The sequence below is a fragment of the Actinacidiphila sp. bgisy167 genome (genome assembly GCF_965342175.1).
Lineage (GTDB): Bacteria > Actinomycetota > Actinomycetes > Streptomycetales > Streptomycetaceae > Actinacidiphila.
On record NZ_CBDRBL010000089.1, the window covers coordinates 1 to 19,818 of the forward strand.

The 19,818-nt window shown below is 74.5% G+C and carries 16 protein-coding genes and 1 pseudogene; 6 read left to right on the plus strand and 11 right to left on the minus strand.

Annotated elements, in window-relative coordinates; translation table 11 throughout:
• Positions 1-71 precede the first annotated feature (71 nt).
• Both ACRWND_RS26015 and ACRWND_RS26020 read left to right on the plus strand, forming a co-directional pair.
• Positions 72-1,429: pseudogene (locus ACRWND_RS26015) on the plus strand (alkaline phosphatase PhoX).
• Between the two features lie 65 nt (positions 1,430-1,494).
• Complete coding sequence (locus ACRWND_RS26020) at positions 1,495-2,373, plus strand: PPK2 family polyphosphate kinase (protein WP_431953499.1); 879 nt, start codon at positions 1,495-1,497, stop codon at positions 2,371-2,373.
• 15 nt (positions 2,374-2,388) lie between these two features.
• On the opposite strand, the gene ACRWND_RS26025 is transcribed toward ACRWND_RS26020, so the two are convergent.
• The 3 genes from ACRWND_RS26025 to ACRWND_RS26035 are packed head-to-tail and all read right to left on the minus strand — an operon-like array spanning position 2,389 to position 5,234.
• Entirely contained in the window at positions 2,389-2,523 is a 135-nt protein-coding gene (locus ACRWND_RS26025; RefSeq protein WP_431953501.1) for a hypothetical protein, read from the minus strand.
• Positions 2,524-2,539: 16 nt separating this feature from the next.
• Positions 2,540-4,297, minus strand: a complete 1,758-nt coding sequence (gene treZ, locus ACRWND_RS26030) for a malto-oligosyltrehalose trehalohydrolase (RefSeq protein ID WP_431953503.1) — start codon at positions 4,295-4,297, stop codon at positions 2,540-2,542.
• Positions 4,298-4,325: 28 nt separating this feature from the next.
• Positions 4,326-5,234, minus strand: coding sequence for a GNAT family N-acetyltransferase (locus ACRWND_RS26035; RefSeq protein ID WP_431953505.1), 909 nt, complete (start codon positions 5,232-5,234; stop codon positions 4,326-4,328).
• Positions 5,235-5,473: 239 nt separating this feature from the next.
• On the opposite strand from ACRWND_RS26035, the gene ACRWND_RS26040 reads away from it, so the two are divergent.
• On the plus strand, positions 5,474-6,028 hold the full coding sequence (locus ACRWND_RS26040; RefSeq protein WP_431953507.1) for an FHA domain-containing protein: 555 nt from the start codon (positions 5,474-5,476) through the stop codon (positions 6,026-6,028).
• Positions 6,029-6,073: 45 nt separating this feature from the next.
• Here the strand turns inward: ACRWND_RS26040 and ACRWND_RS26045 are convergent, their stop codons facing one another.
• The 4 genes from ACRWND_RS26045 to glgX all read right to left on the minus strand — a co-directional run bounded on the left by ACRWND_RS26045 (position 6,074) and on the right by glgX (position 11,895).
• Complete coding sequence (locus ACRWND_RS26045; RefSeq protein ID WP_431953509.1) at positions 6,074-6,298, minus strand: hypothetical protein; 225 nt, start codon at positions 6,296-6,298, stop codon at positions 6,074-6,076.
• A gap of 334 nt (positions 6,299-6,632) precedes the next feature.
• On the minus strand, positions 6,633-7,115 hold the full coding sequence (locus ACRWND_RS26050; protein WP_431953511.1) for a VOC family protein: 483 nt from the start codon (positions 7,113-7,115) through the stop codon (positions 6,633-6,635).
• Positions 7,116-7,323: 208 nt separating this feature from the next.
• A complete protein-coding gene (gene treY, locus ACRWND_RS26055; RefSeq protein ID WP_431953513.1) occupies positions 7,324-9,723 on the minus strand; it encodes a malto-oligosyltrehalose synthase in 2,400 nt (799 codons plus the stop codon).
• A 51-nt stretch (positions 9,724-9,774) separates the two neighbouring features.
• The gene (gene glgX, locus ACRWND_RS26060; protein WP_431953515.1) at positions 9,775-11,895 is read right to left on the minus strand and encodes a glycogen debranching protein GlgX; all 2,121 of its coding nucleotides are present in this window, start codon (positions 11,893-11,895) and stop codon (positions 9,775-9,777) included.
• 561 nt (positions 11,896-12,456) lie between these two features.
• On the opposite strand from glgX, the gene ACRWND_RS26065 reads away from it, so the two are divergent.
• Complete coding sequence (locus ACRWND_RS26065; RefSeq protein ID WP_431953543.1) at positions 12,457-13,704, plus strand: SAV2148 family HEPN domain-containing protein; 1,248 nt, start codon at positions 12,457-12,459, stop codon at positions 13,702-13,704.
• Between the two features lie 310 nt (positions 13,705-14,014).
• Positions 14,015-14,728 (plus strand): 3'-5' exonuclease, encoded by a 714-nt coding sequence (locus tag ACRWND_RS26070; RefSeq protein WP_431953517.1) that lies wholly within the window; start codon positions 14,015-14,017, stop codon positions 14,726-14,728.
• A gap of 444 nt (positions 14,729-15,172) precedes the next feature.
• Here ACRWND_RS26070 and ACRWND_RS26075 read toward each other — a convergent pair whose 3' ends face one another.
• Complete coding sequence (locus ACRWND_RS26075) at positions 15,173-16,033, minus strand: phosphotransferase (protein ID WP_431953519.1); 861 nt, start codon at positions 16,031-16,033, stop codon at positions 15,173-15,175.
• Positions 16,034-16,159: 126 nt separating this feature from the next.
• Here ACRWND_RS26075 and ACRWND_RS26080 point away from each other — a divergent pair, with 126 nt between their 5' ends.
• The gene (locus ACRWND_RS26080) at positions 16,160-16,459 is read left to right on the plus strand and encodes a YciI family protein (RefSeq protein WP_431953521.1); all 300 of its coding nucleotides are present in this window, start codon (positions 16,160-16,162) and stop codon (positions 16,457-16,459) included.
• 15 nt (positions 16,460-16,474) lie between these two features.
• Here ACRWND_RS26080 and ACRWND_RS26085 read toward each other — a convergent pair whose 3' ends face one another.
• From ACRWND_RS26085 to ACRWND_RS26095, 3 genes are read right to left on the minus strand one after another with little or no spacing between them, the layout of a single operon-like run.
• The gene (locus ACRWND_RS26085) at positions 16,475-17,539 is read right to left on the minus strand and encodes a carboxylate-amine ligase (protein ID WP_431953523.1); all 1,065 of its coding nucleotides are present in this window, start codon (positions 17,537-17,539) and stop codon (positions 16,475-16,477) included.
• 58 nt (positions 17,540-17,597) lie between these two features.
• Positions 17,598-18,887, minus strand: a complete 1,290-nt coding sequence (locus ACRWND_RS26090) for a condensation domain-containing protein (RefSeq protein WP_431953525.1) — start codon at positions 18,885-18,887, stop codon at positions 17,598-17,600.
• A 27-nt stretch (positions 18,888-18,914) separates the two neighbouring features.
• Positions 18,915-19,814, minus strand: coding sequence for an NAD-dependent epimerase/dehydratase family protein (locus ACRWND_RS26095; protein WP_431953527.1), 900 nt, complete (start codon positions 19,812-19,814; stop codon positions 18,915-18,917).
• Positions 19,815-19,818 lie beyond the last annotated feature (4 nt).

Below are 19,818 nucleotides of genomic sequence, written 5' to 3' on the forward strand. Positions count from 1 at the left end.
GCTAGACACACTCGGGTCAATCGCCTGTCCGCCAGCAGGGAGAGTGACCCATGTCCGTGACCAGACGTCAGATGATCGCCACCACGGGGGCGTTGGGCGCAGGGATCGCCGTCGCCGGCAGCGTCGGAGAACTGTTCGCCGGCACGGCGTTCGCCGCGGGGGCCGGCGGCTACGGCCCCCTCGTGCCCGATCCCGACGGCCTCCTCGACCTCCCCCGCGGGTTCCGCTACCGCGTGCTGTCCCGCCAGGGCGCCGCGCTGAGCTCCGGAGAGGGGCAGGTGCCCGGGAACTTCGACGGGATGGCCGCGTTCCCCGCCCACCGCGGCGGCGGGGTGCACCTCGTCCGCAACCACGAGAACCGCGATACCGCGACCGCCCCCGTCCCCCTGGTCGACGGGCTGGTCTACGACCCCGGGGCCAAGGGCGGCTGCACGGTCCTCACGCTCGACCGCGGCGGCGCGGTCACCTCGCAGCGGGTCGGCGTCGCCGGCACCGCCGTCAACTGCTCGGGCGGCCCGACACCCTGGCGCACCTGGCTGACCTGCGAGGAGAACGAGGACAAGGCCGGCACCGGCGGCTACACCAAGGACCACGGCTTCGTCTTCGAGGTCGACCCGCACGACCCCCGGAGGACGGGGGCCGAGCCGCTCACGGCCCTGGGCCGCTTCCAGCACGAGGCCGTCGCCGTGGACCCCCGCGACGGCACGGTGTACGAGACGGAGGACGCCTTCCAGGCGCCCTTCGGCCTGTTCTACCGCTTCCACCCGCGCAAGCCCCTCGGCGGCCGCGGCTCCCTGCGGGCCGGCGGCGCCCTCGAGGCCATGCGCGTGCCGGGCGTGCCGGACCTGTCGGCGGTGCAGGAGACCGGCGCCCACTTCGACGGGATCGAATGGGTGCCGGTGCCCGACCCCCTGGCCGAGGAGACACCGGTACGACTGCAGGACTTCGGCCCCCGCGGCATCACGCACGCCCAGAAACTCGAGGGCTGCTACTGGGGGGCCGCTGCGTCTACTTCGTCTCCAGCTTCGCGCGGCGCGACGAGGGCTCGGCGGCCACCCACTTCGGCCAGGTCTGGCGCTACGACCCGGCCAGGCGGCGGCTGACCCTCGTCGTCGTCTTCGGGCCCGCGACCGACGTCCGGCTGCCGGGCGAGTCCCCGGACAACATCGCCCTCGCCCCGCAGGGCGGCCTGATGGTCTGCGAGGACGGCGAGGGCGCCCAGCACGTCTTCGGCGTCACCCGGCGTGGCGAGGTGTACGCGATGGCGCGCGGCCGCCAGAACATCGGCACCGCCGACGCCCCCGAGTGGGGCGAGTTCGCCGGCGTCACCTTCGCGCCGGACGGCAGGACCATGTACGTCAACTGCTACAACCCCGGCACCACCTTCGCCGTCACGGGCCCCTGGGGCCGCGCTGGCGGGCACGGCTGATCCGCCGCACCATCTGAGCAACCAGTCGGGCGCCCGCGAGGGCCGTCGTCCCTGACGGAGGCGTGGTGGCGAGGAACACCCGGACGGCCGGACCCTGCGGGGAAGCCGCGCTGCGCGCGAAGCTGCGCGTGCCGCCGGGCGGCGGCCCCGTACGGCTGCGGTCGTACGACCCGCGTGCCACCCCCGGCGGCCCCGCGGGCAAGACCGAGGCGCTGGCCTGCGTGCCGTACGTCAGGGAGCGGATCACGGCGCTGCAGGTGCGCCTGTTCGCGCAGAGCACGGCGGGCGACCCGCGGTCCGTCCTCGTGGTGCTCCAGGGCCTGGACACCTCGGGCAAGGGCGGGGCGGTGCGGCACCTCGCGAGCCTGATGGACCCCGCGGGGTGCCGCATCACCGCCTTCAAGGCCCCCACGGTGGAGGAGAAGGCCCACCACTTCCTCTGGCGCGTCGAACGCGCCCTGCCCGGCCCCGGGCGGATAGGCGTCTTCGACCGCTCCCACTACGAGGACGTCCTCGTCCCCCGGGTCCGCGGCGGCGCCCCGCCCGAGCTGTGGGAGGAGCGCTGCGAGACCATCAACTCCTTCGAGGCCTCGCTCGCCGACGACGGCGTCAGTGTCGTCAAGGTCTTCCTGCACATCAGCCGCGACGAGCAGCGGGCCCGCCTGCTGGCCCGGCTGGACGATCCCTGCAAGCGCTGGAAGTTCGCTCCGGCCGACCTGGAGGACCGGGCGAGGTGGGCCTTCTACCAGGAGGCGTACGGGGACCTGCTGGGACGGTGCTCCACGGAGGCCGCGCCCTGGTACGTCGTGCCCGCGGACCGCAAGTGGTACCGGAACTGGGCGCTCGGGCGGCTGCTGCTGGAGCACCTCGAGCTGATCGACCCGGTGTGCCCGCCAGCCGCCTTCGATGTCGGGGCCGCCCGCCGGCGGCTGCTGGCGGACTGACGGCCGCGGGGCGGCTCAGCCGCTGCAGGCCGCGCGCTGGGCCTCGTGCCAGGCGCAGACCGGGCAGAGGGTCACGCCCGGCTGCGAGTCGGGGTACTCCGTCGGGTCGCCGCAGTGGACGCAGATCGCGCGCGGCTCGTCGTCGTTCATCACCCGTTCAGCGTAGTCAGCGCTCGCGGAGCACGGCGACCGCGTGGCCTGGCAGGCGGAGGCAGCCGGTGCCGGTGGGCGGAGGGCAGGGGCGCCAGGCGGCGACCTCCAGGTAGCCCCTGGGGGCGGCGCGGCCGGGGGAGTGGAGCGGGACGAGCGCCTCCTCGGGGGAGAAGTTGACGGCGATCCGGAAGCGTCCGCGGTCCAGCCGCAGGGTGTGCCCGCCCGTGCCGACGTGAACGGCGTCCAGGCCCGGATCGGCCAGTTCGGGTTCGGCGTGGCGCAGCGCGATCAGCCGCCGGTACCAGGCGAGCAGCTCCGCGTGCGGTGGTGCGGAGGGCTCGGACCAGTCCAGGCAGGAGCGCAGCCGGGTCGCCGGGTCCTGCGGGTCGGGGACGTCCTCGGCCTTCCAGCCGTGCTCGGCGAACTCCCGGCGGCGGCCGCGGGTGATGGCGGCAGCGAGTTCGGGGTCGTCGTGGTCGGTGAAGAACTGCCAGGGCGTGCGGGCGCCCCATTCCTCACCCATGAAGAGCATCGGCGTGTACGGGGAGGTGAGCACGAGCGCGGCGGCCGCGGCGAGCAGCCCCGCGGGGACGCTCGCGCCGAGGCGGTCGCCGGTGGCGCGGTTGCCGATCTGGTCGTGGGTCTGGGTGTAGGCGAGGAAGCGGTGGCCCGGGGTGGTCGCCAGGTCCACGGGACGGCCGTGGGCGCGGCCGCGGAAGCTGGAGTGGGTGCCGTCGTGGAAGAAGACCCGGCGCAGCACCTTGGCCAGGGCCTGCACCGGAGAGGCGGCGAAGTCCGCGTAGTAGCCCTGGGACTCGCCGGTGAGGGCGGTGTGCAGGGCGTGGTGGAAGTCGTCGTTCCACTGCGCGTGCACGCCCAGTCCGCCGGCCTCGCGCGGGTCGGTGGTGCGCGGGTCGTTGCGGTCGGACTCGGCGATCAGGAAGAGCGGGCGGCCGACCGCGGCCGCGAGCGCGTCGACAGCGGTGGACAGCTCCTCGAGCAGGTGCACCGCGCGGGTGTCGACCAGGGCGTGGACGGCGTCGAGCCGCAGCCCGTCGAGGCGGTAGTCGCGCAGCCACGCCAGAGCGCTGCCGACGAGGAAGGCGCGCACCTCGTCGGAGCCGGGGGCGTCGAGGTTGACGGCGTCGCCCCAGGGGGTGTGGTGGCGGTCGGTGAAGTACGGCCCGAAGGCGGGCAGATGGTTGCCGGAGGGCCCGAGGTGGTTGTGGACGACGTCCAGCACCACCCCGAGCCCGTGGCCGTGCGCCGCGTCCACGAAGCGCTTGAGCCCGTCCGGGCCGCCGTAGGGCTCGTGCACGGCCCAGAGCGACACGCCCTCGTAACCCCAGCCGTGCGTGCCGGGGAACGGGCAGACCGGCATGAGCTCGATGTGCGTGATCCCCAGATCGGCCAGGTGCGGCAGGCGTTCGATCGCGGCGTCGAAGGTGCCGGCGGTGGTGAAGGTGCCGACGTGCAGCTCGTAGAGGACAGCGCCGGGCAGCGGGCGGCCCGCCCACTCGTGGGCCCAGGCGAAACGGTCGTGGTCGACGACCGCGCTCGCACCCTCCGGCCCGTCCGGCTGACGGCGCGAGCGGGGGTCGGGTCGCGGCGGGCCCTCGTCCAGCACGAAGGCGTAGCGCGAACCGTGCCCGGCGGGCACCTCCGCGTACCACCAGCCCCGGCGTCCTGGGTCGCGCTCCATGTCGTGAGCCCGGCCGTCGACCCGTACCTCAACCTCACCGGCGTCCGGTGCCCACACGTCGAAGCGCATGGGCACCATGCTGCCCGGCGTCCTGGGGTCACACCAGGTTGACGCGCTCCTGGATGACCGGATATCCCGCCTTGGCGAAGTGCGCCGCCATCGGCGCATTGCCCTGGTCGGTCGCGGCGGCGATCTCCGTCGCGCCGTGTCCGACCAGGTCGTTGGTGCACTCCACCAGCAGGTCGTAGGCGAAGCCGTGGCCGCGCTGCTCCGGCAGGACACCGATGAAGCCGACGCAGAACGCGCCCGGATTGCGTCCCGGCACCTGGATGCCGGCGAGCTCGCCCTCCGGGGTGTACGCCAGCCGCCACCATTCGCGCGGCGACTGCAGCCAGTTGAGGAAGTCCAGCTCGTCGCGGGCCGCCGCGTCCGGGCCGTGCAGCCGCACCATGCGGCGGGTGTGGGCGTCGAGGCTGCCGACCCCGATGCGCCCCAGCACGTCCAGGATCACCGCGTCGTCCGGTTCCGGCCGGTACTCCAGGCGTCCGGTGCGCTCGGGAAGCCCGCATTCGGGGGTCCAGTGGTAGCGGTAGCGTTCCACGAGCAGCTCCATGCCGGAGACGACGGCCGCGTCCACGCGGGACTGGGCGGCCTCGCGGACCTCGGGCAGGTCCCGCCAGCCGGGCGGCACCAGCAGCTCGTACTCGGCCTTGAGCGGCGCCGTCCGCAGCAGCCGTACGGCCGCGTCGGCGTCGGTGAAGTCGAACCAGTCCAGGGCCACGGGAGCGTCGTCCGACGGCGCGCCCCACCAGGCGGCACGGGCCACCACGACGCCGTCGCGCAGGGCCACCCACGTCCACTCGGGACGGTACTCGCCGCCCTCGTCGGTCGTGGCGTACGAGTGGCCCGTCAGGGACCGGCCGGCCAGGCCGTCGTCAGCGGGCTTCAGGGAGTGGAAGAGGTGCGATTCGCCCGCGGCGAGCGGGCGGAAGACCAGATCGGTCATGAAGGAAGTAGTCCTCACGGGAGAGCGGAGCGCTCCCGGTCAGACGGAGTACGCCCTGCGGATGACGGGGCGGGAGCGCGACATGGTGAACGGGTACATGGCTGCCGCCTCCTTTCCAGGTCCAGGGCGTGCGCCAACCCTAGCCGTGCCGCCTCCGCGGCGTCCACGCAATTGCGCCCGCCGCCCAACGGGCCGCACCTGCTGGACACCCCGGCCTCCCGGGCAGGACAATCACGCAGGTGAGTTACGAGTTCCCGACGCATGCGGCGCGGCCCACCGACGGCGAACGCGAACGCGCCATCGAGGCATTGCGCGAGGGCGCCGTCGAGGGGCGGCTGTCGCACGACACCTTTGTGCGCCGTATGGAACTCGCCCTCAAGGCGCGCCACTCGGACGAGTTGGCCGCCCTCGTCGCCGACCTGCCGCCCCGGCAAGGCCGTTGGGCCAGTGTGGTGGGCTCCCTGGTGCGCGCCGTCACCAGGACCTCGGCACTGCGGGCGCGGATGAGCCACGCATGGGCCGTCCAGCAGCTGCCTCCGCTTCTGCTGCCCGCCCCGGCCCCGTACCCCGTGCGGATCGGCCGGGACCTGTCGTGCACCTTCCGGCTCAGCCACTCCTCCACGTCCCGCTTCCACGCCGAACTCAGCCATGAGGGAGGGCTGTGGGTGCTGCGCGACCTCGGTTCGATGAACGGCACCTGGGTCAACGGCCGCCGCGTCATGGGCTCCGCCTCCGTGCGCCCCGGCGACCAGGTCACCTTCGGGGCGATGAGCTTCCGCCTGACCACCGGCTGAGCCCCGCCTGAGCCCCGGCTGAGCCGCGGGCCGCCCCCGGCCCGCTCAGCGGCGGAACAGCGGCTCGCACGACTCGCGGTCGTCGTCCAGGTACGGCAGGAGATCCGGCGCCGTGAGCGCCGCGGTCGCCCGCAGCCGGGTGACGACCTCCTCGACCGGAGGGAGCGTCAGCCCGCGGGCCGGCGCCGCTCCCGCGCGCTCCAGGCCCAGGTCCGGGTGGTCCTCGCGCACTGCGGCGGCCGGTTCCTCCAGCGGGAGTCCCGACTCCACGTCGTGCCACCACCTCGGCACGAGACGAGCAGCTCCACAGCTCCACCGCCCCCGGCACGTCCGCGCCGATCAGCGCCGCGCCCCTCGGAGTCCGCGTGGACCGCGGCCGCTCGGCGTCGCCCGGCTCGCGGCACAGGAAGAACGTGCCTCGGCACTGTCCCCGTGCCATGGAGCGCATCGTCAGGCCCGAGGGCAGGCGCACGTCCTCGACCGGATCGCGGCGGGTGATGTCGACGCTACCGGGCCGGGCGAGGCGCCCTGCGGGGGCTTTCGATGCGTCCATGGCGCGACGTTGGCAGCGGGTCTGGCGGGCCGTGACGTCGTCCCGCGTCCCTCAGGCGGTCCGGGTCCGCGGGGCCGGATGCCGGCCGCCGGAGAGGCGCAGCACCTGGCCGCTGCCCGGCGGCGGCCCCTCGTCCGCGGTGACGAAGCGCAGCTCGTGGCCGTCCGGATCACGCACCTGCGCGAGAAGCCAGCCGTGCGCGGTGCGGACGACGGCGCCGTGCGGCTCGCCGAGTGCCGCCAGCCGGGCGGCAAGCGCCTCCAGCGCGGGGAGATCCGGAACGCCGAGGGAGAACCACGGGAAGCCCGTGGAGACGGCCGCGAGGGCGGGGTCGTGGCGCAGACACAGCACGGGCCCTCCGCCAGGATGCGCCATGGCGATGCCGGCGAAGGCGCCGCCCTCGGTGAACTCCGCGACCCGGTGGTGGCCGAGGACCCGCTCGTACCACGCCTCCGCCCGGGCCGGATCGCTGACCGGCAGCGCGACCTGGTGCACCCCGGCCAGCCGCGGCAGAAAGGGGATACCGGCATACATGTGGCATACCGCACAGTGCGCCCGGCCCCGCGGTGCGAGCCGGAAGCGGCGCGCCGAACCTTGCTGACGATTCGTCAGATAATGGCGGCCTGGCTCCGGCCGCAGGTCGGCAGGCGGGCCCGCTCCCGCCCCCCGGCGGACGCACGCGCCGGGCGCGGCGAGCGGGCCCCCGTCGACGGCCGCGCGCGCACCGCGCCCGCCCGGGCCCCTACTCGTCCACGTCGCGGACCAGCAGCCCCACCGGCAGCCGGTCCAGCAGTTCGGCCAGCGGCACCACGGCCCGGAACGCGCGGCCGGTCAGCACCTCCGTCCAGACTCCTTCCGGGAGCACCAGTTCCGTGCCGCGCCAGCCGCCCGCGTCCGCGAGCCGCCGCGACAACCGGGTGACGACCGTCAGCGCCCGCCCGCCGCGGATGAAGGCCACGCAGTGCTCCCCGGCGACGCCGCGCGCGTACAGCGGCTCGTACGTGGCCTCGGGGCCGGTGAACCACTGCGGGCGCGCCCGGCGCAGGCGCAGCGCGAACTGGGTCACCTGCCGCTTCTCGCTCACCTCGCCGCTGTCCGCCGTGTCCGGGTCGTAGGGGCGGCGGTTGTCGGGATCGACGAGCAGCAGCTGCCGCTCCTCGTCGCCCTGGTAGAGATCGGGCACGCCCGGCATGGTCAGGTGCGCCAGGTGCGCGCCGAGGACGTTGACGCGCTCCGGCCCGCGCAGGGCGCGGTCGATGCGCTCGGTGGCGAAGGCGGCCGGGCCGCCCACGAGTTCGCGGACGAAGCCGGTCACGATCTGCTCGTACTCCGGGCGCTGGTCGGTCCACGAGGTGCGCAGGCCCGCCTCGCGCTCCGACTTGAGCAGGGTGGCGGCCACCCGCTCGGCCGCGCCGGGGTCGCAGAAGACGGCCGCGTGCTGCCAGGCCTGGTACTCCACACGGCGCTCAGGAAGCGGCATCCCCCGGTGCGCCAGGTAATCCCGCAGGTCCGCCGAGACTTCGCCCAGCCAGGCGGCCCACTCGCCGGGCAGTTCGCTCAGCGCGGCGAGCCGGGCGCGCACGTCGGCGCTGCGCTTGGTGTCGTGGGTGGAGCGCACCGTCGCGGTGTGCGGCCAGTCCCGGCGCAGGCGCTCGGAGAAGGCGTGGAAGTCCTCGGGCGTGGTGGCGGGACGGTCCGGCTCGCGGCCGACCTCGTTGAGGCAGAGCAGGGGATGGTAGCGGTAGAAGGCGGTGTCCTCGGCGGACTTGGCCCGCAGCGCCGAGGAGACCTGGGCCAAGCGCACCGTGAAGTCCGCCGCGGCCTGCCCGCCGCCGCGGTGCCGGCCGAGGGCCAGGTCGCACACCGCGCCGGCCGCCGGGAGCCCGGTGGCGCCCGACGCGGCCTCCAGAAGGGCGGTGTCCTCGGCGTCCGCGGGCTCGCCGGGGACGACATACGGGCGGTAGCGCGGCAGCCGTACCAGGGTCGCCTCGATCGCCTGGCGCAGCGCGGCGGGCTCCAGACCGGTGGCGCGGACGGCGGAGCGGGTCAGCCGGTCCACCTCGGCGGCCAGGTCCTGGGTGACGATGCGCTCGGCGGCGGCCCGCAGGGTCGGCGGCCACTCGCCGCCCTCGTCGGCGGGGACGGCGGTGAAGTCGCGGTAGCAGCGGACGATCTCCTCGACGCCGACCGGGTCCGTGAACAGCCCGTCGAGCCGGTCCAGGGCGTCGTAGCCGGTCGTGCCGGAGCAGGTCCAGCCGGCCGGCAGCCGCTCGTCGCCGGTGAGGATCTTCTCCACGACCGTCCAGCGCCCGCCGGAGGCGTCGGCGAGCTGCCGCAGGTAGCCGGCGGGGTCGGCGAGGCCGTCCGGGTGGTCGACGCGCAGGCCGTCGGCGACGCCCTCGTCCAGCAGGCGCAGCAAGGTGGCGTGCGTGGCGGCGAAGACCTCGTCGTCCTCGACGCGGACGGCGATGAGCTCGGAGATGGTGAAGAAGCGCCGGTAGTTCAGCTCGGTGCGTGCCTGCCGCCACCAGGCGAGCCGGTACCACTGGGCGTCCACCAGCGCGCGCAGCTGCAGCTGCTCGGTGCCGGGCCGCAGCGGGAACGCGTGGTCGTGGTAGCGCAGCACCCGCTCCCCGGCGGCGCGGTCGTGTTCGACCCGCAGGTCGGGCAGCACCTCGTCCAGCGGGCCGCCCAGCACGGGCAGCAGCAGCCGGTCGCCCTGCGCCGCCCAGTCGACGTCGAACCAGCGGGCGTACGGGGAGCGCGGGCCGTCCCGCAGCACCTCCCACAGCGGGCGTGCCAGGTGTTCGGGCGCCGGCACGGCCATGTGGTTGGGCACCACGTCCAGGACGAGTCCCATTCCGTGCGCGCGGGCGGTGCGGGCCAGCGCACGCAGCCCCTTCTCGCCGCCGAGCTCCTCCCGCACCCGGGTGTGGTCGACGACGTCGTACCCGTGCGTGGAACCGGGCACGGCCTGCAGCACCGGGGAGAGATGCAGGTGGGAGACGCCCAGCGCCGCCAGATGGGGGACGACGGCCTCGGCCGCGGCGAAGGGGAAGTCGGGCTGGAGCTGGAGCCGGTAGGTGGCGCTCGGCACGGAGGGGACGACAGCGGTCGGCGGGGTCGCGGCACTTTCTGTCATGGAGGACTGATTACCCCGCCGGCCGGTGCGACCATCACATCGGGCGGCCGGTTACGCCGGGCGTTGCAGGACGACCATGCTCCGGTCGGCCAGCCGCAAGCGGTCGCCCTGGGTCACCTTGCGGCCCGAGCCGGGAGCCACGCCCTCCGGGCGCTGGGTGTCGACGACGACCTGCCACTCCTTGCCGTGGTTCACCGGCACGACGAAGTCCAGCGGCTCGTGCCAGGCGTTGAACATCAGCAGGAAGGAGTCGTCGGTGATCCGTTCCCCGCGGTCGCCGGGCTCGGAGATCGCGCTGCCGTTGAGGAACACCACCAGGGCGTTGGCCTGGGCCTCCTGCCAGTCGTCCTGGGTCATCTCCTCACCCTCAGGGGTGAACCAGGCGATGTCGGAGAGGTCGTCGTGCGTCCCCGCGACCGGCCGGCCGTGGAAGAAGCGGCGGCGCCGGAAGACGGGGTGGTCGCGGCGGAGCCACACCATCTGGCGGGTGAACTCGTGCAGCCGCCCGGCGCTCGCGTCGCCCTCCTCGGGCCACGGCACCCACGCCAGTTCGTTGTCCTGGCAGTACGCGTTGTTGTTGCCCTGCTGGGTGCGGCCGAACTCGTCGCCGTGGGCGAGCATCGGCACGCCCTGCGAGAGCAGCAGGGTGGCGATGAAGTTGCGCATCTGGCGTTCGCGCAGGGCGAGTACGTCCTCGTCCTCGGTCTCGCCCTCGGCGCCGCAGTTCCACGAGCGGTTGTGGCTCTCGCCGTCCCGGTTGTTCTCGCCGTTGGCCTCGTTGTGCTTGTCGTTGTACGACACGAGGTCGCGCAGGGTGAAACCGTCGTGGCAGGTCACGAAGTTGATGGAGGCGAGCGGCCGGCGGCCGTCGTCCTGGTAGAGGTCGGAGGAGCCGGTCAGCCGGGAGCCGAACTCGGCGAGCGTGGCCGGCTCGCCGCGCCACAGGTCGCGCACCGTGTCGCGGAACTTCCCGTTCCACTCCGTCCACAGCGGCGGGAAGTTGCCCACCTGGTAGCCGCCCTCGCCGACGTCCCAGGGCTCGGCGATCAGCTTCACCTGGCTGACCACCGGGTCCTGCTGCACGAGGTCGAAGAACGAGGACAGCCGGTCCACCTCGTGGAACTGCCGGGCCAGGGTGGCCGCGAGGTCGAAGCGGAAGCCGTCGACGTGCATCTCGGTGACCCAGTAGCGCAGCGAGTCCATGATCATCTGCAGCACGTGGGGGCTGCGCATCAGCAGCGAGTTCCCCGTGCCGGTGGTGTCCGTGTAGTAGCGCGGATCGTCGGCCAGCCGGTAGTACGAGGCGTTGTCGATCCCCCGGAAGCACAGCGTCGGCCCCAGGTGGCTGCCTTCGGCCGTGTGGTTGTAGACCACGTCGAGGATCACCTCGATGCCGGCCCGGTGCAGCTCGCGCACCGCCGTCTTGAACTCCAGGACCTGCTGGCCCCGGTCACCCAGCGAGGCGTAGGCGTTGTGGGGCGCGAAGAAGCCGATCGTGTTGTAGCCCCAGTAGTTGCGCATTCCCGCGTCCACCAGCCGGTGGTCGTGGACGAACTGGTGGACCGGCATCAGCTCCAGCGTCGTGACGCCCAGCTCCGTCAGGTGCGAGATCACCGCGGGGTGGGCGAGCGCCGCATAGGTGCCGCGGATCTCCTCGGGCAGCTCCGGGTGGAGCATCGTCAGGCCCTTGACGTGCGCCTCGTAGATCACCGTCCGGTGGTAGTCGATGCGGGGACTGCGGTCGTCCGCCCAGTCGAAGTACGGGTTCACCACCACGGAGGTCATGGTGTGCGGCGCCGAGTCCAGGTCGTTGCGGGACTCGGGCTCACCGAAGCGGTAGCCGTACACCGCCTCGTCCCAGTCGATCGTCCCGCTCATCGCCTTCGCGTACGGGTCCAGCAGCAGCTTGGCGGAGTTGCAGCGGTGGCCCCGGGTCGGCTCGTGGGGACCGTGCACCCGGAAGCCGTAGCGCTGACCGGGCATGACGCCCGGGACGTACGCGTGGCGGACGAAGGCGTCCGCCTCGCGCAGCTCGACGGCGGTCTCCGAGCCGTCGTCCTGCAGCAGACACAACTCGATCCGGTCCGCGGCCTCGGAGAAGACCGCGAAGTTGGTGCCGGCGCCGTCGTACGTGGCGCCGAGGGGGTATGACTGACCCGGCCAGACCTGCATGTCGTCGACTCTTCCACTTCTCCGCCGGGCGCCGGTAGGCCGCACCCCGGCCGCATCGGTGCCGAAAGGGCATCGTCACGCACGGGTGCCCCCGCGGGCAGGGAATCGCCAAGATCTTCCCCGTTACGGGTGTCCCCATTCCCCTGCCTGCCGCAAGAATCCACTGCCCCGGGGTAAACCTGTGCTCCCGAAGTTTCGTCAGAACGAGTGAAAGCGCACTGCGGGGAACTTCTGTCTCCGGCCCGGCGGCCGCACCGGCGCGGGGGCGCGGACGGGTCCGTCCGGGGCCCATGGGCCGGGATCGGTCCGGATCGGTCCGGATCAGTCGGATCGGTCCTGGTCGGTCCGTTCGGTCCTCGTCGGTCCTCGTCGGTCCTCGTCGGTCTGGTCGGGCGGAGGCGGGCGCGGACGCGTCGGGGCGGGCCGGGACGCCGACGGCCCCGGCCCGCGCGGGACGCGGTGAGCATGTGGTGAAGTACCGCCGTTACTGCTGCACCGCTTCGCGCCCCGCAGTACCCTTCCTTGATCGTGGACGGGGGCGGGAAGGCGGGTGCAGTCGTGATGTCGGGAGGTCTGGTGCTCCCCGGTGGTGGTGATCAGGGGGACCCGGGCGGCGGCATCGGCGAGGGAAGCACCGGTACGGCATCCCTCGCACTGCCGTTGGAGATCGGAGCCGAGCTGGACTGGGGCGCCGACGAGTGGGCCGAGGTGCGCACCCGCGCCCGGCGCGCCGGACGGGCGTACGTCTGGCTCAACCTCGTCGAGCAGCGCCTGCGCGCCGTCGTCAACGCGGTGCTTCGCCCGATCTACGAACCCGTGCACGGCGACGAGTGGGTGGTCGCGGCCGCGGGACCGGCCGGCCACGAGTGGGTGCAGCGGGCCGCCGCCGTGCGCGAGGTCAGCCGCCGCAAGGGGTTCCTGCTCGACCCCGCCGACGACAACATCCTGAGCTTCCTGACGCTGCCGCAGCTGCGCGAGCTCGCCGTCCAGCACTGGCCGTGCTTCGAGCCCTACCTCGACGACCGCCGCGAGCTCGAACTCGCCCTGGACGAACTGGAAGTGGCCCGGCACGTCGTCTCCCGCAACCGCGCCCTGTCCCGCACCGCCCTGGAGCAGGCCGAGCGGGCGGCCGCGCGGCTGCTGGACATGCTCGGCTCCGGACCCGGCTACCCCTCCGCCGAGCGGCTGCCCGTGGACGCCGTCGAGGAGCTCGTCGCCGAACGCTACGCCGACGTCGTCGGCGTCTACCCCGACCGGGTGCGGCTGCAGCGGCAGCTGCCGGCCGAGGACCTGTTCGCGAGCGCGCGACGCCTGGACGCCGTGGGCATCGGCCTCAACCTGCTGGTGCAGAACTACTCCGGCAAGCGGCTGGTGCGACTGGCGGAGTCCGGCTGCCGGGTGCGGCTGCTCTTTCTGAACCCGGCGAGCAGCGCCGTCCGCCGCCGTGAACGCGAACTCGGCCTCGGCCGGGGGGAGCTCAGCCGCTCCGTCGAGATGAACATCATGCACATGCGGCGGGTGCGGGCCCGGCTGCGCGACACCGCCGCGTTCGAGATCCGGGTCTTCGACGAGACCCCGCGCTTCACCGCCTACCTCGTGGACGGGGACACCTCGGACGGCATCGCGGTCGTCCAGCCCTATCTGCGCAAGGCCCGCGGCATGGAGGCGCCCGTCCTCATCCTGCGCGGCGGGCCCCGGCAACTCGTGCAGACCCGGGGCGACGAGGCTCCTGAGGCCGAGCACGGCCTGTTCGAGATCTACCGCGAGGAGTTCGAGGGCGTCTGGGCCGACTCCCGTCCCGTCTCCTGACGGACCGGGGGACTGGGGGACTGGGGGACTGGGGGACCGGCGGACCTGCGGACCGGCGGACCGGCGGGCTCGCGGATCCGCGGATCGGTGGCCTCGTGGAGCACCCCCGGCCGAACCTTTTCCACAGCCCGGCCGCAGGAGTGTCAGTGGTGCGCGCGATGATGGATCGGCACACGGGGGAACAGTGGGAAGGATGTAGGCCAATGGGCATGAATCGACACCGGGCATGGCCGGCCGGCTCGGCACGGGGGAGGAGCACGGGCACCCGCCGGTGCGGCGCGGCGGACACCGCGGGCACGAGGACCGCACGATGAGCTGGATCAGCGACGCGCTGGTCGCGTTCGACCTGGAGACCACTGGCACCGACATCGAGACCGACCACATCGTCACCGCCGCCGTCGTGCGGCTGGAGGCCGACGGTTCCGTCTCACAGGAGCGGACGTGGCTGCTCGACCCGGGCGTCGCCATACCCGAGCAGGCGTCAGCCATCCACGGCATCACGACCGCCCACGCCCGGGAGCACGGCGCCCCGGCCGGCACCGCGGTCGAGGAGATCGCCCACACCGTCGCCGAGGTGCTGGGCTCGGGCACACCGCTGGTGGTGATGAACGCCCGCTACGACCTGTCGTTGCTGGACCGCGAGTGCCGGCGGCACGGCGTGGCCTCGGTCAGCGAACGGCTGGGCGGCGTGCCCGCGCCGGTCATCGACCCGCTGGTCATCGACAAGCACGTGGACAAGTACCGCAAGGGCAGGCGGGCCCTGCAGGCGCTGTGCGCCCACTACGGAGTCCCGTTGGAGGGCGCCCACGACGCACGGGCCGACGCGGTGGCCGCCGCCCGCGTGGTGCGCCGCATGGGCGAGCGGCACGAGCCCGTCGGCCTGATGCCGCTGGCCGACCTGCACGCCCTTCAGATACGGGCGGCGGCCGAGCAGTCGGCCTCCCTCCAGGCATACCTGCGGCGCACCGCCGACCCGGCGGCCGTCGTCGAGCGGGCCTGGCCGGTCATCCCCCGGCAGAGGTGACCGCGGGGCCGACCCTCCGGCGCGGGGGCGGGCCGCCCGGGAGCGGGACGTGGCTGAGGACGCGCCCGTCCTCGGTGCCGGCCGGCGGCCCGCCGGCACACCGCCGGAGCGGGACGGGGCAGGACGGTCTGGCCGGCTGCCGTTTCGGCGCGCCGGAGTCGTCGCAGGCGGTGTGGGCCCGTGTGCTTGACGGCGACGGCGACGGCGACTGCGACAGCGGCGACGGCTGGCAGCGGCGACGGGTGCCGCAGTGACGCGCCCCGAACCGGCAGGCCCGGGAAGGGGCTGGGCGTCGGGCCGGAGCGCGACCGGCGGCGCTTCCGCCATGACCCCGGTTCACCGGCAGCGGTCGCCCCGCGGAGACTCGGCTGCCGTCAGGCCGCCGTGCCGCCCCGGGACCAGGGTCACCTGCGGCCGGGCATCCGTCGGCGGGCGCCCGGCCGGTCAGAAGGGATACCAGCGCACGGACTGGTCGCCGTCCCGCAAGGAGGCCACCCTGCGGCGGAACTCCGCGAGCGCCGCCGGGTTCCCGGGCGCGTGCTGGGCCACCCAGGCGCAACTCGCCGTCTCCCGTGCCCCGCGCAGCACCGCGCAGCCGTCCCAGTCGCGCACGTCCCAGCCGTACGCGGCCGTGAAGGCGTCGTAGGCGTCGGAACCGAGGCCGTAGCGGTCGCGGCTGAGCGCCATGACGACGAGGTCGTGCTCGCGCAGGTCGGTCGAGAAGGTCTCCAGGTCCACCAGGACGGGGCCGTCCGGACCCACGTGCACATTGCGGGGCAGCGCGTCGCCGTGGACGGGCCCCGGGGCCAGGTGCGGGGTCAACGCCGCCGCCGCGGCGGCGAAACCGTCCCGGCGCTCGCGCAGATACGCCGCGTCCTCGGGGTCGATCGCCGAACCGGCGAGCCGCAGCCAACGCTCCACCCCGTCCAGCAGGTCGCGCGGAGGCAGGGCGAAGTCCGGCTGGGGCAGGGCGTGTACGAGGAGCAGCAGCGCGGCGAGGTCGGCGGGCTCCGCGGGGCGCACGCTGTCCGGCAGCCGCTCCCAGTACGTGACGGGGTGGCCCTCCACCAGCCGTGCCTCGGAAGCCGCCGCCCGTACGGCCGGAACGCCGTGCGCGGCCAGCCAGGACGCCGTGCGCACCTCGCGGGCGGCCCGGTCGAGCAGTTCGGGACCACGGCCGACCTTCGCGACGGTCACGCCGTCGGCGAGCTCGAACACCGCGTTCTCACCCAGTGCGATCAGCTTCGCGCTGCCCTGCCCGTCGGCCGCGAGGACGGCCCGGGCGAGCTCTTCGGTGAACGCCATGCGGCAATGATCGCAGATCACGCATGGTGCGTCCGGGCTCCTCCGCGCCGCAGCCGGGGTCTCCCGCTGGAGCGGGCCGTGCCATCATGGGCCGGATCGCCCGGCCCGTCTCGAGATCGGACGCGGATGCTGCACCTGCTGTGCCTGACGTACACCGGATCGGAAGCGGACGCGGAGCTGTACGTCGCCGGCCACGTCGCGTTCCTGGAGCGCCACCACCGCGCCGGCACCTTCCTGCTCTCCGGCCAGACGGTGCCTTCCGGAGACGGCGGCGTGATCGTCGCCCGAGGGGCGGACCGCGAAGCCATCGAGCGGATCGCGGCGGAGGACCCCCTGGTGGCCTCGGGGGCCGCCGTGTACACCGTCACCACGGTCGACCCGGCCCGTGCGCATCCGGACCTGGCCGGTCTGCTGGGCGGCGCCTGACGCGCGTCGCCCGCGTCACGCCACCGTGCGGCGCACCGCGTCCCGCAGGACCGCGCCGGCGCCGCCCCGGGCGTACACCTCGCGCTGCCACCGGGCGCCGGAGCCCCGCGAGGTCAGGCGGTCGACGCCGGCGCGGACGGTGTACAGGTCGCCCGTGTCCTTCAGCGCGTCCTCGATGTGGGCGACCAGGGCCTCGACGACGTCGTGCGCGCTCGCCGGACGGTAGGTGCGCGGATCGAGCAGCGCCCCGTCCAGCCCGAAACGACTGGCGCGCCAGGAGGCGAGCCGGAGCAGTGCCAGGTCGTCGTCGGGTGCGGGGCGCCCGTCGGCCCACTGGCGGGCGGCGGTCTCGACCAGGCCGCGCACCAGCGCGGCCAGCACCACCGCGTCCTGGTACTCCGGGCACACGTCGCAGACGCGCACCTCCACCGTGGGGAACTTCGCCGACAGCCGGGCGTCGAAGTAGAGCATCCCCTGGTCGATCAGGATCCCGGTGGCCAGCAGTCTCGACACCGCAGTGCGGTACCCCTCGGCGGAGCCGAAGCCCCGGGTCGGCCCGGCGGTGGGCCAGCGGCCGAAGACCTGGTAGCGGTAGCTCGCGTACCCCGTGTCGGCGCCGCGCCAGAGCGGCGAGTTGGAGCTGAGCGCGAGCAGCGCCGGCAGCCAGGGGCGGATGCGGTCGAGGACGGCGACACCCTCCTCGTCGGACTCCACCCCCACGTGGACGTGGCAGCCGCAGGTCAGGGTCTCTTGCGCGGTAATGCCGAAGGACTGGGCCATCCTGCGATAGCGGCCCCCCGGGGTGAGCCGGGGCGGCACCTCCACGGGCGAGGTCCCCAGCGCCGCCACCGCCACGCCTTGCGAGCGGGCGAGCTCGGCCGCCCTGCGGCGCCAGGCGCGCAGTTCCTCTCTGAGCTGGTCCAGGGTGAGGCAGGGCGGGCTGTTCAGTTCGAGCTGCTGCTGCTGCAGCTCGGCCACCAGTTCCCCCGGCCAGGGGCCGTCCTCGAGCACCGCGTCCGCCACCGCGCGCGGTTCACCGGACCGCGCGTCCACCAGGAGAAGCTCTTCTTCGACTCCCACGGTGCGAACCACTCTCTTCCGATACCCGCTGGAGCCCGCCGCTATCCGTCCGCGGGTCTCACCCGGCCCACAGAAGGTGGTCCATGGCCCTTCGGCACAGGCCCTCGGCCTGCGCGCCCGCCGTGGACGTCACGCTGAGGAACAGCCGCCCGTCCATCCCCGCCACGATCACCAGCGGCGCCCCGGAACGGCTGGTGTGCGCGGCGCCGTGGACGGCGGCGAGCCGCAGCGGCCCGTACGCCACGGGAAGATCGAGGCGCGTGTTGCTGACGGACACGTCGAAGCGGGGGCCGCGCGACTCGCCGTGCCGCACCAGGGTGCCGACGGCGCGGTGCGGCAGGAACGAGGTCAGCCGGAAGACGCGCACGAGCGGCCGCAGCTCCCGCGGGGTGAGCCGGGCGTGGATGGCGGTCCTGGCCTCGCGCGCGACCGCCCACAGGTCGCCGGACGTACCGTGCACGGAGACGACGAAGCTCGCCGCGTACAGGCCCATGGCCTCCCCCGGCGAGGGGTCCAGCACCCGGCGCAGGTCGGCGGCGACCGCGATCCGGGCCGGGCGGCTGCCGGGAGCGGCGGCCCGCGCGAAGGCCGCGCAGAGGGCGGCCTGCAGTGTCACGCCCCGCGCCCGGCAGCGCTTGAGCAGCAGCTCCGTCTCCTCGCGCTCCAGCGTCCACGCGTGGTAGGCGAGCCGCCCGTCCGGCGGGTAGGGCGGCCGTACGGGCCCGCCCAGCGCCCGGGCGGTCCTCAGCAGGTCGCCGAGGCGGGCGCGCGGTCCCGGGATCAGTTCGTCCGCGGGTGGCGCGAGCACCGGTGCCGGACCGGCGCCGTCGTCGGCCCCGGCCCGCCGGTGCGCCCCGGGCGGGCACGCCGCACCGGGCGGGACGGCGTTCTCGTGCTCCGGCCCGCCGAGGCGGGTCAGCAGGTCCCGCAGGACGACGCCCGCGGAGACGGCGTCGGCGACCAGGTGGTGGTACACGGTGACCAGGTCGAAGGACGCGCCCGCGTCGACGAGCACGAAGCGGGCGAGGGGGCCCGTACGGGTGTCGAAGCGCCGCGGGAGCTCCTCCTCCACCACCCGCACCCAGGAGTCGCCCGCGCCGGCGTCCCGGACGACGACCCGCACACCCGGGTCCGGTACCCCGGCCGTGGTGAGCCGCCCCTGCCACACCCCGGGGTCGGCGACCCGGACGCCGAGCAGAGGGTGGCGGCTGCGGACGGCCGCAACGGCCGCGCGGACGCGCGCGGGCGTGGTGCGGCCCTCCACACGGGCCACCGCGGCGATGTTGACGGGGAGCCGCTCGCCCGCGGCCCAGATGACGCGTTCGTACGGGGACAGTCGGCGGCGCATGGGGTGCTTCCCCTTCCTCGCGGGCGGTCAGCGGTTCAGGGCGCCGCGCAGCCCCTCGGGCAGCGTGACGACGGGCCGGTACGGGAGCCGGCCGCCGGGGGCGCAGGTCCACGCGGGATGCAGCGCCTCGGCGACCTTGTCGGGGTTGAGCGCCGACGCCCGGCCGAACACGCGGGCCGCCCCCAGCGCCAGCGGCCCGGGGATGTGGACCACCCTCGGCGGGCGGCGGCCGAGCACGGCGGCGGCGGCGGCGCCGATGTCCTCGAAGCGGTGCTCGGTGCCGTCGCACACGTGGTAGGTGCCCACCTGCGTGACGCCGGGGTCGGCGGCGGTGATCAGCGCCCGGCACAGGTCGTCGACGTGGAGCAGCGAGTAGTGCCGCGGCCCGGGCCGGCCGACGGCGGGCAGCAGACCGGTGCGTACCGCCGCCACCAACCGCGGCAGGAACTCCCGGTCGCCGGGGCCGTAGACGATCGGCGGCCGGACCACCACGGCCGGCAGCCGGTCCGCCGTGTCCCGCACCGCCCACTCGCCGCCCAGCTTGCTGCGCCCGTACGCGGAGACCGGCCGCGGCGGCGCGTCCTCGTGGCGCCGCCGCCCGGGACCGGAGGCGGCCAGCGACGAGCAGTACACCAGGCGGGGCGGCACGGCCAGCGCCGCTGCCGCCTCGCACAGCCGCCGCGTCCCCGCCGTGTTGACGGCCGCGTACGCCCGCGGGTCGGCCGCCTTGGTGACCCCCGCCAGGTGCACCACCCGGTCCGCGTCCCGCAGCGCGCCGGCCAGCCCCGCGCCGGTGGCCAGGTCGCCGGGGACGCTGCGGGCGCCGGGCACCTCGCGGCCGCCGCGCACCAGGGCGGTCACCTCGTGGCCGCGCGCGGCGAGGTGGCGTACGAGATGGCCTCCGACGAAGCCGGTGGCCCCGGTCACGAGG

Excerpts from the sequence above, each read along its gene's own strand:
- ACRWND_RS26025 (WP_431953501.1), bottom strand. The coding sequence starts at position 2,523 with ATGAACGACGACGAGCCGCGCGCGATCTGCGTCCACTGCGGCGACCCG.
- treZ (WP_431953503.1), bottom strand. The coding sequence starts at position 4,297 with ATGCGCTTCGACGTGTGGGCACCGGACGCCGGTGAGGTTGAGGTACGG.
- ACRWND_RS26035 (WP_431953505.1), bottom strand. The coding sequence starts at position 5,234 with ATGACCGATCTGGTCTTCCGCCCGCTCGCCGCGGGCGAATCGCACCTC.
- ACRWND_RS26050 (WP_431953511.1), bottom strand. The coding sequence starts at position 7,115 with ATGTATGCCGGTATCCCCTTTCTGCCGCGGCTGGCCGGGGTGCACCAG.
- treY (WP_431953513.1), bottom strand. The coding sequence starts at position 9,723 with ATGACAGAAAGTGCCGCGACCCCGCCGACCGCTGTCGTCCCCTCCGTG.
- glgX (WP_431953515.1), bottom strand. The coding sequence starts at position 11,895 with ATGCAGGTCTGGCCGGGTCAGTCATACCCCCTCGGCGCCACGTACGAC.
- ACRWND_RS26065 (WP_431953543.1), top strand. The coding sequence starts at position 12,457 with ATGTCGGGAGGTCTGGTGCTCCCCGGTGGTGGTGATCAGGGGGACCCG.
- ACRWND_RS26070 (WP_431953517.1), top strand. The coding sequence starts at position 14,015 with ATGAGCTGGATCAGCGACGCGCTGGTCGCGTTCGACCTGGAGACCACT.
- ACRWND_RS26075 (WP_431953519.1), bottom strand. The coding sequence starts at position 16,033 with ATGGCGTTCACCGAAGAGCTCGCCCGGGCCGTCCTCGCGGCCGACGGG.
- ACRWND_RS26080 (WP_431953521.1), top strand. The coding sequence starts at position 16,160 with ATGCTGCACCTGCTGTGCCTGACGTACACCGGATCGGAAGCGGACGCG.
- ACRWND_RS26090 (WP_431953525.1), bottom strand. The coding sequence starts at position 18,887 with ATGCGCCGCCGACTGTCCCCGTACGAACGCGTCATCTGGGCCGCGGGC.